The organism is Stutzerimonas sp. VN223-3 (assembly GCF_045999685.1).
GTDB lineage: Bacteria > Pseudomonadota > Gammaproteobacteria > Pseudomonadales > Pseudomonadaceae > Stutzerimonas > Stutzerimonas stutzeri_AR.
Map to the genome: position 1 here is coordinate 1204417 of NZ_RBEC01000002.1, position 14693 is coordinate 1219109.

The following is a 14693-nucleotide window of genomic DNA, read 5'->3' on the forward strand; positions in this document are numbered from 1 at the left end:
GGCGCATCAGCTTCAGAACAGCGAACGCTCGGCCTTGAGCATCACGAAGCCCTCGCAGTAGGCGTTCTGCCCGGAGTAGACGCCGCATTGCGGTCCGCTCAGGCTGGAATCGCTGTAGGACAGGTCCAGTTGCATGCCCAGCAGCGGGCGGGACAGATTCAGCGACCAGTCGTTGAATACCTCCACGCTGCCGCCGATGTGATACATCGGGCTGTCCATCGAATGGCTGGCGTATTTCAGGCGCACCCCGACATCGAATGGCCGAACCGATCCCAATTCCAGGAACAGCGTGCTGTCGGTGCGCCCCGGCGAGCTGCTCAGCGCCCCGCCCAGGCGACTACCGGCCAGATTGATCCCCGCATAGTATTCGTGGCGATCCCAGTCTTCGAGTTCGGGGAAGCTGTAGCGAATCACACCCAGTTCGAACCCCGGTGCGTCGTCGAAGCGCTGCTGGGCGTAGCCGATGTAGTTGTCCAGCTCCAGCTGGTTGCCTTCGAGGATGCCCATGCTCGGTGCCCATTGACCGACATACCAGCCACTGGCATGGGTGAGATCCAGGCCGCCGCGGAAGGTGCTCGCGGCGGTCGGACTGACCAGGCCCTGCGCCATGCTTCGGGTCGGTGCCGTGCCGAGTTTAAGATCGAACTGTCCGACCTCGCGCTCGAGGACTTCCGATTGGCTGGCGCATCCGCCCAGGCCGAGCATCAACGCCATCAGGAGTTTCTTGTTCATACACCGTTTCACTGGCGGATATTGTTATCAGGCGATCAGTGGCGACTACCTAGGCAAGCCCCGATTCAGAGCATCTGAACGCGGTGTCGGGATCGGTTTGCTTATCGATCGGCTGGAAGGGTAGTTCATGCGCTCGCCTGTCGAGCTCCGCTCGTCGTTTTGACGCCAAGTAAACGACAGGCGGTGCCGATTAGTTGGCGACTCGCAATGGTGCCGATGGCCTGGCGTGGTACTGAACGGCTGCCGCCGCTGCAGTTCCAATCCACTGAAACATTGATGAACTGCGCGAGGCAGGTAGGAGGTTGCAATGGCCACTGGTTGGGCAAACGAAGGTGCTGTGCAGGAGCAGATCGACAGCACCATTGAAGATGCCGTTCAGCGTGCACGTAGCCGATTGGGCCGAGGAGAAAGCCTGACGCACTGCGAAGAGTGTGGCGCGAAGATCCCGGAGGCACGCCGGCAGGCGGTTCCAGGCGTGCGACTCTGCGTGGCGTGCCAGACGGAGCAGGACAAGCACGAAGCGAAGTTCAGCGGCTACAACCGCCGTGGCAGCAAGGACAGCCAGCTGCGTTAGCCATGCGGCGTCAGGGTGGGTGCCGCGCTCGACGGTAATGGCTGCTTGCGCATCAATAAGTAATGGACCACGCCACCAAGCAGCGCACCGAGCAACCAGGCGAAGCCCGAGAGGCTTTCCAGGCCGGGCGTCCATACCGAAGCGACTGAGAACAGCGAGCTGACGCCGAAGGCTAAGATCGCCTTACGATTCCAGCCAGCGCTGAAATAGTAAGTTGAGCCCGGCTCGGCCGAGAACAGCTGTTGAACGTCCAGCCGCTGCCGGCGAACCAGGTAATAGTCGGCCACGATGATGCCGTATAGAGGCGCTAGCACGGCGCCGAGCGTATCGACGAACGCGGCGATGCCGACCGCGCTAATGAACGATACCCACAATGCGCCGATGAAGAACGCGATAGCCGCGGTGATGAAGCCGCCGGTGCGCGCACTGATACGAGCCGGCGCCAGGTTGGCGATGTCGTAAGCCGGTGGGATGAAGTTGGCGACCAGGTTGATGCCCACCGTGGCGGCGAAGAAAGTCACGGCCGCGATCAGGGTCAAGCCGACATTGTCGATGCGCGCGACAATATCGGTTGGGTTGGTCAGCGTCTCGCCGAACACCACCACAGTGCCGGCCGTGATCACCAAAGCGATCAGCGAGAAGATCGCCAGGCTCACCGGAAGTCCGAGAAAGTTGCCGATGCGCATCTGCCGCTCGCTCTTCACGAAGCGGGCGAAATCGCCGTAGTTGATCACCACCGCCGCGAAGTAGGCGACCATGGTGCCCACCACCGTGGCGAACGCGACGAGCGGGCCACCGTCGTAATTGCCGGTGCCGCTGAAAATGGTGCCAAGCGCGCCCGCAAGGCCCGGCCCGGCCTGGTAACAGATGGCGATCATCATCGCGATCATCACCAGATAGACCAGCGGGCCGGCCCAATTAAGGAACCGCGTGATCCATTCCACGCCACGCACGAAGAGCGCTACCTGGAATACGCAAACGATTACGTAAGCGAGCCAGTCGATGGCAGTCAGGCCCAGCAGCGTCGCGTCCGAGCCAGGTCCGATCAGCGTGCGGATCAACAATGCTACCGCCGTCGAGGCGAAGTAGGTCTGCACGCCATACCAGAAAATCGCCACGATGCCGCGTACCACTGCAGGGAAGTTCGCCCCACGAACGCCCATACTGGCGCGTGCCATGACCGGGAACGGGATGCCATATTTGACGCTGGGCTTGCCGGTCAGCTGCACCAAACCCATGACGATGAAGCCGGCCAGCACGATACCAGCCAGCACCGCCCAGCCGTTCAGGCCGTAGCTGATGAACAGGGTGGCGGCGAGCGTGTAGCCGAACAGGCTTTGGATATCGTTGGACCAGACGTTGAATATTTCGAACCAGCCCCATTTGCGCTTCGCCGGGTGAAGCGGCGCCAGATCGGCGTTGTGCAGACTGGGGTCGATCTGCTTGATCTGAAAGTCGTCGTGGTTCATCGATGTGCCCTTTGTATGCAAGACAAGGTGGCATTTGTGTATGCAGTTCTTGTTCCGCGTACGGCACAGCCCGTGGAGAGGGGATGACGATTACAGGCTCGGATCGTCTTCCTGACTAGAAGCCTAGACGGCCCGCCAGATGTTGAAAAATTATGTGAGCGTGTTGTGACAGCTTCGCCCTGTCATGCAGCGCGAGCGCCCGCAATGCCCCAACGAGGTGCCTGGCTCGATCTGTGGTGAGGCGGGCTTGCTCTTCGTCTCTTTGCAGGGTGGGTTTCAACCCACCACAAATACGTTATCCAACGTCACTCTGCGGCGGTGGGCTGAAGCCCACCCTACAGCTGAAGCGGAGCGCCGTCTTACCGCTGCGCCCAGACGAGCGTAGGGCGGGCTTCAGCCCACCACCAAAGGGCAGCCTGAGCAGAGATCGCTGTCAGAACAAAAAATACCGCTGCGCCATCGGCAGCACCTCGGCCGGCTCGCACCAGAGCAGTTGGCCGTCCGCCTTCACTTGGTAATTCTGCGGGTCGACGTCGATCTGCGGTGTGTAGTCGTTATGGATCAAATCCTTTTTCTGCACCGTCCGGCAGCCCTTCACCACACCGATTTTCTTCCTGAGCCCCAATTGCTCCGGCACGCCGGCCTCGGCTGCGGCCTGGCTGATAAAGGTGAAGCTTGAAGCGTGCAGGCTGCCGCCGTAGCTGCCGAACATCGGCCGGTAGTGAACCGGCTGCGGCGTCGGGATCGAGGCGTTGGCATCGCCCATCAGGCTCGCAGCGATGACGCCGCCCTTGAGTATCAGCGTTGGTTTGACGCCAAAGAACGCCGGCCGCCAGAGAATCAGGTCGGCCCACTTGCCGACTTCGATGGAGCCGACTTCATGGCTGATTCCGTGGGTGATTGCCGGGTTGATGGTGTACTTGGCGATGTAGCGTTTGACACGGAAGTTGTCGTTGCCCGGGCCGTCGCCGGGCAGGGCGCCGCGCTGCTTCTTCATCTTGTCGGCGGTTTGCCAGGTGCGGGTGATGACCTCGCCGACGCGGCCCATGGCTTGGCTGTCAGAGCTGATCATGGAGAAGGCGCCGAGATCGTGGAGGATGTCCTCGGCAGCGATGGTTTCACGGCGGATGCGGCTTTCGGCAAAGGCCACGTCCTCGGCGATGCTCGGGTCCAGGTGATGGCAGACCATGAGCATGTCCAGATGCTCGTCAATGGTGTTGCGCGTGAACGGCCTGGTCGGGTTGGTCGAGCTGGGCAGCACGTTGGGGAAGCCGCAAGCCTTGATGATGTCCGGCGCATGACCGCCGCCCGCACCCTCGGTGTGGTAGGTGTGAATGGTGCGGCCCTTGAACGCGCCGAGAGTGGTTTCGACGAAGCCGGATTCGTTGAGCGTGTCGGTGTGGATCGCCACCTGGATATCGTACTGGTCAGCCACCGACAGGCAGTTATCGATGGCCGCCGGGGTGGTGCCCCAGTCTTCGTGCAGCTTGAGGCCGATGGCGCCGGCCTTGACCTGTTCGATCAACGGCTCTGGCAGCGAGACATTGCCCTTGCCGGTGAAGCCGATGTTCATCGGGAAGGCCTCGGCGGCCTGGAGCATGCGCGCCATATGCCAAGGGCCGGGCGTCACGGTGGTGGCGTAGGTGCCAGTGGCGGGTCCGGTGCCGCCGCCGATCATGGTGGTGGTTCCGCTCATCAGCGCTTCTTCGATCTGCTGCGGGCAGATGAAGTGAATGTGGCTGTCGATGCCGCCCGCAGTGAGAATCATGCCCTCGCCAGCGATCACTTCGGTGGCGCCACCGATGGCGATGGTCACGTCCGGCTGGATGTCCGGGTTGCCGGCCTTGCCGATGGCGGCGATACGGCCGTCCTTGAGCCCGACGTCAGCCTTGACGATGCCCCAGTGATCGACGATCAGCGCATTGGTGATCACTGTGTCGACCACATCGGCCGCGCACAGCTGGCTCTGGCCCATGCCGTCGCGAATGACCTTGCCGCCGCCGAACTTCACCTCGTCGCCGTAGGTGGTGAAGTCCTTCTCGACTTCGATCCACAGCTCCGTGTCGGCCAGGCGCACCTTGTCGCCGACGGTGGGGCCGAACATGTCGGCATAGGCTTGTTTGCTGATCTTCATCGGGGCTCCTTGGCCGGTCCCTGCATTTGATTTGCCCTCACCCCAACCCTCTTCCGAAGGGAGAGGGGCTGATTGGCGCTGGTCTGTCCCGTCGCGGCGGGCTGCTTTTCTCCCTCTCCCTATGGGAGAGGGCCGGGGTGAGGGGCTCTCAGAGCGCGCCCATTACCCGGCCGGCGAAACCGAACACGCGGCGATTGCCCGCCAGTTCGACCAGCTCGACCTCGCGGCTCTGCCCCGGCTCGAAGCGCACCGCGGTGCCCGCCGGAATGTTCAGGCGCATGCCGCGCGCGGCGTCACGGTCGAAGGTGAGCGCATCGTTGGTCTCGAAGAAGTGGTAATGCGAGCCAACCTGAATCGGCCGGTCGCCGCTGTTGGCCACATTCAGGGTCAGGGTGCGACGGCCGGCGTTGAGTTCGATTTCGCCAGCCTGGATCTGGTATTCACCGGGGATCATGGATTGGACGTCCTGTTCAGGTTCAGTTGCATCATGGTCAGGTCCAGCCAGCGGCCGAACTTGCAGCCAACCTGACGCATCTGCCCGACATGGATGAAGCCGAGCTGCTGGTGCATGTGGATCGATGCACGGTTCTCGCTTTCGATGAAGGCGACCATCACGTGCTTTTCAAGCTGTCGAGCGCGTTCTATCAGTGCCTGCATCAGGCGGCGGCCAATGCCGCTGCCGCGATGGCCCGGGCCGACGTAAACCGAGTTCTCCACGGTGTGGCGAAAGCCATCATGGGGGCGCCAGGGGCCGAACGAGGCGTAGCCGGCTACTTGTTGCTCGTCGTCGATGGCGACCAATACCGGGTAACCCTGTTCGTGGCGTTCAGCCAGCCAGGCGCGGCGGTTGTCGAGATCGACAACCTGGTCGTTCCAGATCGCCGTGCTGTTCTGCACCGCGTCGTTGTAGATCTGCAGGATGTCTTGGAGGTCGGCGTCCTGGGCGTCACGTATTTGCAAGTTGAAATCCTCAATTAAGGGTTCAAGGTCGCTGTAGTAGACATCGACGCGCGTTTCAGGGAATAGGTTGGTGCACGGTGACCAGCTTGGTGCCATCGGGAAAGGTCGCTTCGACCTGGATCTCCGGGATCATCTCCGGCACGCCTTCCATGACCTGCTCGCGACTGAGCAGGGTGGTGCCGAAATGCATTAGCTCGGCCACTGTTTGCCCGTCGCGCGCACCTTCGAGCAATGCGGCGGAAATGTAGGCCATGGCCTCCGGGTAGTTGAGCTTCAGTCCGCGCGCCAGGCGCCGCTCGGCGACCAGTCCGGCGGTGAAGATCAGCATTTTGTCCTTTTCTCTCGGTGACAAATCCATAACGGCTCCATTCGTAGGGTGGATGTCGCTTTTCACATCCACCGGCTTGTGGTGGAAAACGCGTTGCGTTTTTCCACCCTACGTACTCCAGATTCGCGGTGGCAGCGCCTCGCGCCCCAACAACGCCGGACGCAGCAGGCGCCACAGATCGATCAGCCACGCCCGTGCATGCAAGGCTTCGCTGGTCAGGCAGCGGCCGATGACAAGGCCGGGCAGTTGCGTCAGATCACCGCGCACTTTGCTCGGGATTTCGCGGCAACGTTCCATCAGCTCGGCATCGATCTCGCCGGTGACAATAAGCGTGGCGAACACCGGGTTGCCGTCGAGGCCGACCGGCGAATCAAGCAACCCATCGCCACCGTTCACACGCTGGCGTTCGTGCCAGAGCAACTCACCGTCTCGGCGGATATCCAGCCGCGCCTGGAAATGACCGGCATCGAAGCGCTCGTCGCTGGCCGGTCGACCCAGCGCCACCATGTCCCAGTAGAACAGCCGCGCATCGCCTTCCAGTTCGATAAGCGTGTTCAATTCGGCCTGTGCCGCGGCGTAGACGATGTTTTCCTGCGGCAGCCATTCGAGGGTGGCACCGGCTTCGACGTGCAATGTCAGAGTTTGAAAGGCCGGACCGGTTGCGCGATACCACTTGGCTGCACCGGGGCTGGTCAGTTGAGCCCAAGCGTTGGCACCCACGTTGGCTCTGATATCCAGCCGGTCGCCGCCAGCAATGCCGCCGGGTGGGTGGACGATGATGTGCTGACAAACCTCTGGACCTTCCGCATACAGGTGCTTCTGTACCCGCAGCGGGCCTTTGTGACGACGAAGCACGGGCCGCGTCGCATCGCCCAGACGCGCATAGCCGAGTTCGAGCTCGGCCTGCCAGTGAGGGGTGAAGACGGGAGTCAGTGCGGTCATCTGCTTGCGCGGGTCTGTGGTTGATAGACCTGCTTGAGCAATTGTCGTGCCTCTTGCGCTATTGCGGTGCGCTGCGGGCATTCCTCGGCTTCTTGTCGGGTCCAGGCGGCCAAGAGAGGTTCTCGGTGTGTTTGATCGCTGCACCGTTGCGGTGCGGTTGCGCGAGATAAGCGAGCAAATGGCTTATGTTGGTGCGCTCGGGAATCCATCAGCGCAACCACGCTCCGCGCCGTTGGGACGCGGAGCGTGGGAATCATCCAACGACGCCGAACCTGCACTTACGCAGGACATCCGTGCGACCAAAGCCTCAACGGCGGTGGGGCAACCTGTCCCGGTGGTAGCGACCGACGCCGGTGTATTCCAGCCAGGTGCCGAGCAGGCGGGTTTGACCCACGCCAGGAGCGTCCCAGTTGCATACGCCGTTCGGGAAAATGCCGGTCAGCCGTGCATATTCATTCCCGCTGAACGCCACGCTGTAGTCCCGGTGGTCGATGGCCTTGAGCTCACACTTGATGATGTCCGAGGCCAGCGGGCCGCCAGCGACCATGCGCGGCGAGGGGAAAGCCGGGTAAAGGTCGTTGCAGGCGGAGGTGCCGGGCCCGCCGAAGCGCTGCGGCTCTGGAATGAAGTCGGGCCTGGACTCGCGGGTCCAGCAGCCGTCCTGCAAGTTGGCAGGCTTGTTGCGCACCACCTTTGCAGCGCGAGACCTGTTGCTCCGATCCGCGACAATAGCGGCCAGCCAGCGATCCATCGCCTCCAGCGCACGGTCTTGGATATAGGCGACGCGGCCAGGGTATGCCGCGTCATCCGCTGCGTTGCTGCCACCGCTCCACATCACATGGTTGTAGACGTGACCGTTCGCCTTGCGCAACCGTTCGCGGGTGGAGAAATGGTGGAACTTGAGGTGGATGTCACCGCCGGGCTGCAGGTCGGTGTAGAGCTGGTCGTAATCCAGGATTGGCATCGAAGCCAGTCCGCCGCCGCCATTAAGCATGCGCCCGGTCCGGTAGGCCGCGAACGTGGCGCGCAGATCTGCGGTCATGCGCTGCGATATGAAGTTGGCGTCGATGTCCATGCCGCCAATTTTCTCGTTCAGGTCGAGGAATTGCGCCTTGCTGATCTGCCCGGTATTCAGCGCCTCGAGCCCGTACTGGATGCCGACGTTGTCCAGCGGCCGGCGGGCGAAGCCGGTCTCGCGGTCGATGCCGTAACTGTTCACCGCGTGGTCGTAGATGGTTGCCCGGGCGCCGCGTGGGTTGTCGGTTGGGTGGTAGCGCAGCGAAGGATCGACCGAGGCGTCGAACTCGGCTGAAGCTCGATCGGGACGGCCAGGCACCGGGTCCAGGCGCGCGGCGCCATTGTCCAGGTTGGGAATGGTGGCGAATACGCCGAAGCCGGAGGCTGCTCGTAATTGTTCCTCGGTCCAGTCCACTCCGGCGTTCTGGTAGTAGTGCCAGAGCAGACGCGAGTCGGCGAGCGTATGGGCGGTGCCGAAGGCGACTTCCGGGAAGCTGCAGGACGGGATGATGCCGTCGAGCAGTCCTGGATAGTTGTCGCCGATCTGATGCTGCTGGTACGAACCGCCCGAGCAGCCCCAGCCGATGGTGTAGCGCGGCCGGCCATAGGTTTCGATGAAGCGCTCTTTGACCATCATCATGGTCTCCGCGGCCAGCAAATCGTCGCAGTTGTTGCCGAACACGTTGAGCGAGGCCGACGCAGTAGCGAAGCCGCGCGATAGCTCGCGATGATCCAGCACGCCGCCGGTGCCGTTGCCCTGGCGGTACCAGCCGGAGCGACAGCCGCCTCCGAAGTTGTAGACCAGCCGGCCGTTCCAGGCACCGTCGCGATTGAATATCGATGGCCCAGGCACGCCCGGGTTGTCTAGCACGGCGGTCTGGTAGATGGCGCGGTTGATCGTGCCGGTTTCCAGCCGCACCACGTAGGGCACGGTGGCGCCGTCGAGCGTAGTGGTCACGGCAAGGTCGCCAGGTGGCACTGCCGGATTGTACGGACGGAACGCGCCGGAGGTCGTGCGGTACAGGTAATCGACGCGGCGCTGAACCGTGCAGTTTTCATCCAGCGGTGTGCCGAGCGTACCGCCGCCGGGGTAGACCTGAAACTCAGCGGATTCGCAGACGAAGGGCTCCTGCTTCGGCCCGGCGAAGACGGGGCCTGAAAGCGGATGCGATACCAGTTCCAATCTGGCCGGGATTGCTCCTCTGGCATGCGCGACGAGCCGGTTGCGTCCGTCCCGCAAGCCCTCGACGAGACCGATCAGCGCACGCCCGTCCGAACTCGGCCGGAACGCCGCGCTCACGTCGGTATCGTTAAGCGTGACGCGCAGGCGTTTGGCGGCGGCTGGTGTCGGCAGGCCGATGCGGATCAGCACATCGCCACCGCTCAGTTTGTCGGGTCGGTTGGACAGGCTTTCCAGGGTCAGGCGGGATGCGGCCCCTACCTCGCCGGCCAGCATGAGCAGTGAAAGGGATACCAGCCCACACCGAACACCACGGCGCATGCGCCGGATATTTCCGCTTTTTGTTGTTTTCATCGGAGTTTTCCTCTGTCTTGCCAAAGGGATGCTACGGGCGTCACTGCACCGAAACAGCCGAATGCACGCGAGGTCTGGCTTGGTTGTCTGCCTGCGATTCAGCGTAGAAGCTGAAGAAAGCGCCGTTGGACGGGGCGACCGCCGGCTGGGTTGGGCGGTCGGTCTTGGGCGGGCAGGCGAAGCGAGTCGTCACGCTTGTGGCAAGGCGCCAGCATCACTCATTTTTATGAGCTCGTATCTGCTCGTTTGACGGGCCTGTCAGTGGATGCCAATGTCAATCAGGCGAACAGCCCGCTCGGCCTTGAGCGGTTACAGGTACCGGCCGGACATTCGGTCGTGCTCGTTGCTCCGGGCCGGCCGGCAATCGCTCGGTGGTGGCACCCATAACAACAAGATCCACGGAGACGCTGCTTTGAATCTATTGTTTCAGCAAGTGCTCAACGGTCTGACCCTGGGCAGCATCTACGGCCTTGTCGCCCTCGGCCTGACACTGGTCTACGGCATCCTGCACATTCCCAACTTCGCCCATGGCGCGCTGTATATGGTTGGGGCGTTCGCGTCGTACTTCTTCATGACCGATATCGGGCTGCATTACTGGATCGCCATGCTGGCGTCCGGCGTAGTAGTGGCCGTGCTGGCGGTGCTGTCCGAGCGGTTGGTGTTTCACCCGCTACGCAATGCGCCGCCGATCCACGACAAAATTGCTGCGATCGGCATCCTGCTGTTTCTCGAAGCGGTGGTGCAGATGCTCTGGGGATCGGACTTCCGCCGCATGGCCTCGCCCTACGGCGGCATCCTCAACTTCGACGGCTTGATCATCCCCGAGCAGCGCCTGTTGATCATCGTCGGCGCCTTTACCCTGATGCTGGCGCTGCATCTGTTCCTGCGCAAGACGATGCTCGGCTCGACCATCATCGCCATGGCGCAGAGCCGCGAGGGCGCGTTCCTCGTCGGCATCGATGCCAACCGCGTAGCCATGCTGACCTTCGCCATTTCCGGCATGCTCGCCGCCTTTGCCGCGACGCTCTATGCACCGATCAACCTGGTGTACCCGGCGATGGGGCACCTGGTGATCATGAAAGCCTTCGTCATCATCGTGCTCGGCGGCATGGGCAGCATCCCCGGTGCCATCCTCGGCGCGATGATTCTGGGCTTCGCCGAAAGCTTCGGTGGCTTCTACCTGTCGTCGGACTACAAGGACATCATCGCCTTCTCGCTGCTGGTGGTGATCCTGTCGTTGCGTCCAACCGGACTGTTCGCCAAGGGGGCTCACTGATGCATCGCTTCGCATCCTTACTGACCGGTCGCGGCTGCAAGCTGGCGCTGCTGGCGTTCGCCCTGGCATTCCCGCTGTTCGCCAAGAGCGAGTATCAGGTTTACGTGATGGCCAGTGCCTTCATCTGGGCCATCGCGGTCTACGGCCTGAACATCATTACCGGCTACTGCGGCCAGCTGAACCTGGCCCACGGTGGCTTCTTCGCCATCGGCGCCTACACGCTGGCGATTCTCACCGCCGACCATGGCTGGAATTTCTGGCCGGCGTTTGTGGCGGCTGCGCTGGTTTCAGCGGCAGTCGGCGCGCTGGTCGGTATCGTCTCGCTGAGGCTGAAGGAACACTTCTTTGCAATCTTCACGCTCTGCGTCGGCTTCATCATCTATCTGCTGATCGACAAATGGGAGGAGCTCACCCACGGCGCCATCGGTATTCGCGGCATCGCTGCGCCGGACGGGTTCGGGCTGGTGGATTTCAGCCAGACGGTGCCGTTCTACTACCTGGCGTTGCTGTTTCTGGTGTTGGCGATCTGGTTCGCCGGGCGTCTGGCCTCCTCGCTGTTGGGGCGTACCTTTATGGCGATCCGTAATGGCGATGCACTGGCCCAATCGCTGGGCATCGACCTGATGCGCAACAAGCTGCTGGCCTTCGTCCTGTCGACCACCTATGCCGGTGTCGCCGGAGCGCTCTATGCCTCGATGATCCGCTTCATCGGTCCGGAGGAGGCCAACCCCAACCACACCTTCGACATGATCACCTACCTGCTGGTGGGCGGCTTCGGCACCTTGTTCGGGCCGCTGGCCGGCACTGTGGGCGTCGTCTGGATCACCCAGTCGCTGCAGTTCCTCGAGGATTACCGGATGATCATCTTCGGCCCGCTGATCGTGGTGCTGGTGATCTTCATGCCTCGCGGCGTTGTTGGCACCTTCCTCGGCTGGAAGCTGCGCAAGGACACCGCAGCGGCGCGAGCCAAGGGCCCGCGCGCCGGTACCAAAGTCACTCCAGGCAGCGAGGTGAACAACAATGCTTAAGGTCGAAAACCTGACCAAGATGTTCGGCGGGCTGGCGGCGGTGCACGACGTCAGCGTCGAGTTCGAGGCGCGCAAAATCAACGCCATCATCGGTCCCAACGGCGCTGGCAAGAGCACCTTTTTCAACCTGATCTCCGGCGTGCACAAGCCCAGCTCCGGCCGCATCCTGATCGACGGCCACGATGTGTCGCGGATGCGCTGCGACCGCGTCGCCCGGCTCGGCGTCGGCCGTACCTTCCAGACCACACACCTGTTCGAGCAGGCGACGGTGCTCGACAACCTTATCGTCGGCCATCGCTTGCGCACCCATTCGGGGCTGTGGGACGTGCTGATCAACTCCAAACGACTGCAACGCGAGGAGCGCGAGTGCCGCGAGAAAGCCCGCGCCGCGCTGGACTTCGTCGGGCTCGCGCATCTGGAAAATCGCGTGGTGCTGGATATTTCACAGGAAGAACGCAAGCGCGTCGCTTTCGCCCTGGCGCTGGCCACCGAACCGAAGCTGGTGCTGCTCGACGAACCGGCCGCGGGCGTCAACCCGGAGGAAACCGAAGGCTTGGCACAACTGATCCGCAAGATGCCCGAGCATGGGCTGACGGTGTGCCTGATCGAACACAAGATGGACATGATCATGGGCCTGGCGGACAAGATCATGGTGCTCAACTACGGTGAGAAAATCGCCGAAGGCACACCCGCCGAGATCAAGGCGAACCCGGCTGTCATCGAGGCCTACCTGGGGAGTGACTACGATGCTGCAGCTTGATCGGGTCGATGTCTGCTATGGCAGTTTCAAGGCGCTCACCCAGGTTTCCATGACGGTTGGTGCTGGCGAGCTGGTGGTGCTGCTCGGCGCCAACGGCGCGGGCAAAACCACCTTGTTCAACACCATCAGCGGGCTGCTCAAACCGACCACCGGCACCATCGGGCTGGAGGGCAAGCGGATCGACGGGCTCAAGCCTTCGGGGCTGGTTGCTGCGGGTGTGGTGCACTGCCCGGAGGGGCGCAAGCTGTTCCCGCAAATGTCGGTCTCGCAAAACCTCGCGCTTGGCGCCTACCTGCATCGGCGTGACGGTGAGGGAAACAAGCGCAATCTGCAGGAAGTGCTCGACCTGTTTCCCATTCTTCACGACAAGCGTCACCAGCCGGCCGGCTCACTGAGCGGTGGTCAGCAGCAGATGGTGGCGATCGGTCGGGCGTTGATGAGCCGACCGCGTCTGCTGATGCTCGACGAGCCATCGCTCGGGCTGGCGCCGCTGGTGGTCAACCAGATGTTCGAGGTGATCTCGCGCATCAATAAATCCGGAACCAGCGTGTTGCTGGCCGAGCAAAATGCCTTCGCGGCATTGAAGATCGCCCACCGCGCCTACGTCATCGAGGGCGGTAGCCTGGTGATGGAAGGCGACCAGCAGGCCATGCTGGGTAACGAAGCCGTGCGCAAAGCCTATATCGGCGCCTGATCAGTCATGACCAAGGAGACAACAATGAAAACGCTCAAAGCGCTTGGATTGGCGATTGCCACCCTGACCGCGGCCCAGGCCAGCGGCGTATATGCCGAGCAGACGCTCAACATCGGCTTTACCGGCCCGCTCAGCGGCGGTGCTGCGTTGTATGGCGAGAACACCCTGTCGGGCCTGCGCATGGCGGTGGACGACACCAACGAGGCGGGTGGCATCAAGATTGGAGATGAGACCTACAAGGTCAATCTCATCAGCCTGGACGACAAGTATTCACCGAGCCAGGCGGCCACCAACGCCAAGCGCTTGGTGAAGGAATCGAACGCCGCGGCCGTCTTCGTTCCGCATACCGGCGGTGTATTCGCCCTGCAGGATTTCAACGTCGCCGATGACTTCCTGATCATGGCCTATACCAGCGTGCCCTCGGTCACCCAGCAGGGTAATCCGCTGACCGTGCGCATCCCGCCGGAATTCACCGGCTACGTAGATGCGTTCTCCGACTACGCACTCAAGCACTACGGCAAGAAACTCGGCATCGCTGGCGCGACCCACGAGTACGCCAAGATCTGGACCGACATGATGACCAAGGCCTGGGAGCAGAAGGGCGGGGAAATCGTCGAAAGCAATCCCATGGATTACAACAAGTCGACCGATTTCTATACCGGCGTGAGCCGCGTGATCGCCTCGAACCCAGACGTGATGTTCGTCGGCGGTGCTTCGGAACCCACCGGGCTGGTCATGCAGCAGGCGCGTCAGATGGGCTTTCAAGGCGGCTTCATCGTCATGGATCAGGCCAAGCTCGACGAGATCGCCGTGGTTACGGGCGGCCTGGAAATGCTCGAAGGCTCCGTCGGCGTCGTGCCGCTTTCGGAGTACGACAGCGAGGTCGCCAAGGTCTTCGTGGATCGGTATCAGAAGGCGCACGGCAAAGTGCCGGGCTCCGAGGCTGCTTACAACTACCTAGCCTTCCACGCGCTGGCCAAGGCCATGGAGCTGGCCGGCAGCATCGAGCCGCAGCAGGTGCGAGCAAAGATGGGAGAGGCGCTTAAGGCCATGGACCCGAAGTTCAACCTCTACTCGGTGCAGGGCATGACCGAAAACGGTGGCTTCATTACCCCGACCACCATGGCGGTGGTGGAGGACGGCAAGATCGTTAGCAAGGAGATCGGTGACTGAGGGGGTCGGCAGCCGCACCGTAGGAGCGACTTGCTCGCGAACCGCGTTGAAAAGCTTCGCCAAGGACTAGGC

Annotated in this window: 14 protein-coding genes; 6 read left to right on the top strand and 8 right to left on the bottom strand. The window is 62.4% G+C overall.

Annotated elements, in window-relative coordinates; translation table 11 throughout:
* Positions 1 to 12 precede the first annotated feature (12 nt).
* Positions 13 to 732: a TorF family putative porin gene (locus tag D7241_RS14175; protein WP_408102046.1), complete on the bottom strand. Its 720-nt coding sequence runs from the start codon at positions 730 to 732 to the stop codon at positions 13 to 15.
* A gap of 307 nt (positions 733 to 1039) precedes the next feature.
* Here D7241_RS14175 and D7241_RS14180 point away from each other — a divergent pair, with 307 nt between their 5' ends.
* Complete coding sequence (locus D7241_RS14180; RefSeq protein ID WP_255977446.1) at positions 1040 to 1306, top strand: DksA/TraR family C4-type zinc finger protein; 267 nt, start codon at positions 1040 to 1042, stop codon at positions 1304 to 1306.
* Here the strand turns inward: D7241_RS14180 and D7241_RS14185 are convergent.
* The 7 genes from D7241_RS14185 to D7241_RS14215 all read right to left on the bottom strand — a co-directional run bounded on the left by D7241_RS14185 (position 1303) and on the right by D7241_RS14215 (position 9690).
* Positions 1303 to 2775, bottom strand: coding sequence for an NCS1 family nucleobase:cation symporter-1 (locus D7241_RS14185; RefSeq protein ID WP_408102047.1), 1473 nt, complete (start codon positions 2773 to 2775; stop codon positions 1303 to 1305). The genes D7241_RS14180 and D7241_RS14185 overlap by 4 nt on opposite strands.
* 433 nt (positions 2776 to 3208) lie before the next feature.
* Positions 3209 to 4909, bottom strand: coding sequence for an urease subunit alpha (ureC, locus tag D7241_RS14190; protein WP_408102048.1), 1701 nt, complete (start codon positions 4907 to 4909; stop codon positions 3209 to 3211).
* Between the two features lie 148 nt (positions 4910 to 5057).
* On the bottom strand, positions 5058 to 5363 hold the full coding sequence (locus tag D7241_RS14195) for an urease subunit beta (protein ID WP_408102049.1): 306 nt from the start codon (positions 5361 to 5363) through the stop codon (positions 5058 to 5060).
* A complete protein-coding gene (locus D7241_RS14200) occupies positions 5360 to 5869 on the bottom strand; it encodes an N-acetyltransferase family protein (protein ID WP_408102050.1) in 510 nt (169 codons plus the stop codon). Before D7241_RS14200 ends, D7241_RS14195 begins: the two co-directional genes overlap by 4 nt.
* Before the next feature lie 55 nt (positions 5870 to 5924).
* Positions 5925 to 6227, bottom strand: coding sequence for an urease subunit gamma (gene ureA, locus D7241_RS14205; RefSeq protein WP_102837432.1), 303 nt, complete (start codon positions 6225 to 6227; stop codon positions 5925 to 5927).
* 78 nt (positions 6228 to 6305) lie between these two features.
* The gene (locus tag D7241_RS14210) at positions 6306 to 7139 is read right to left on the bottom strand and encodes an urease accessory protein UreD (protein ID WP_408102051.1); all 834 of its coding nucleotides are present in this window, start codon (positions 7137 to 7139) and stop codon (positions 6306 to 6308) included.
* Positions 7140 to 7446: 307 nt separating this feature from the next.
* Positions 7447 to 9690 carry a DUF6351 family protein gene (locus tag D7241_RS14215; RefSeq protein ID WP_408102052.1) on the bottom strand — a complete coding sequence of 748 codons (2244 nt, stop codon included), beginning with the start codon at positions 9688 to 9690 and terminating at the stop codon, positions 7447 to 7449.
* A 412-nt stretch (positions 9691 to 10102) separates the two neighbouring features.
* On the opposite strand from D7241_RS14215, the gene D7241_RS14220 reads away from it, so the two are divergent.
* From D7241_RS14220 to D7241_RS14240, 5 genes are read left to right on the top strand one after another with little or no spacing between them, the layout of a single operon-like run.
* Positions 10103 to 10966 (top strand): branched-chain amino acid ABC transporter permease, encoded by an 864-nt coding sequence (locus tag D7241_RS14220; protein WP_168424288.1) that lies wholly within the window; start codon positions 10103 to 10105, stop codon positions 10964 to 10966.
* Positions 10966 to 11994 carry a branched-chain amino acid ABC transporter permease gene (locus D7241_RS14225; protein WP_408102053.1) on the top strand — a complete coding sequence of 343 codons (1029 nt, stop codon included), beginning with the start codon at positions 10966 to 10968 and terminating at the stop codon, positions 11992 to 11994. Before D7241_RS14220 ends, D7241_RS14225 begins: the two co-directional genes overlap by 1 nt.
* The gene (locus D7241_RS14230; protein WP_408102054.1) at positions 11987 to 12754 is read left to right on the top strand and encodes an ABC transporter ATP-binding protein; all 768 of its coding nucleotides are present in this window, start codon (positions 11987 to 11989) and stop codon (positions 12752 to 12754) included. Before D7241_RS14225 ends, D7241_RS14230 begins: the two co-directional genes overlap by 8 nt.
* Entirely contained in the window at positions 12741 to 13448 is a 708-nt protein-coding gene (locus tag D7241_RS14235; protein ID WP_408102055.1) for an ABC transporter ATP-binding protein, read from the top strand. Before D7241_RS14230 ends, D7241_RS14235 begins: the two co-directional genes overlap by 14 nt.
* A 24-nt stretch (positions 13449 to 13472) precedes the next feature.
* Complete coding sequence (locus tag D7241_RS14240; RefSeq protein WP_408102056.1) at positions 13473 to 14621, top strand: ABC transporter substrate-binding protein; 1149 nt, start codon at positions 13473 to 13475, stop codon at positions 14619 to 14621.
* The last annotated feature ends 72 nt before the right edge of the window (positions 14622 to 14693 follow it).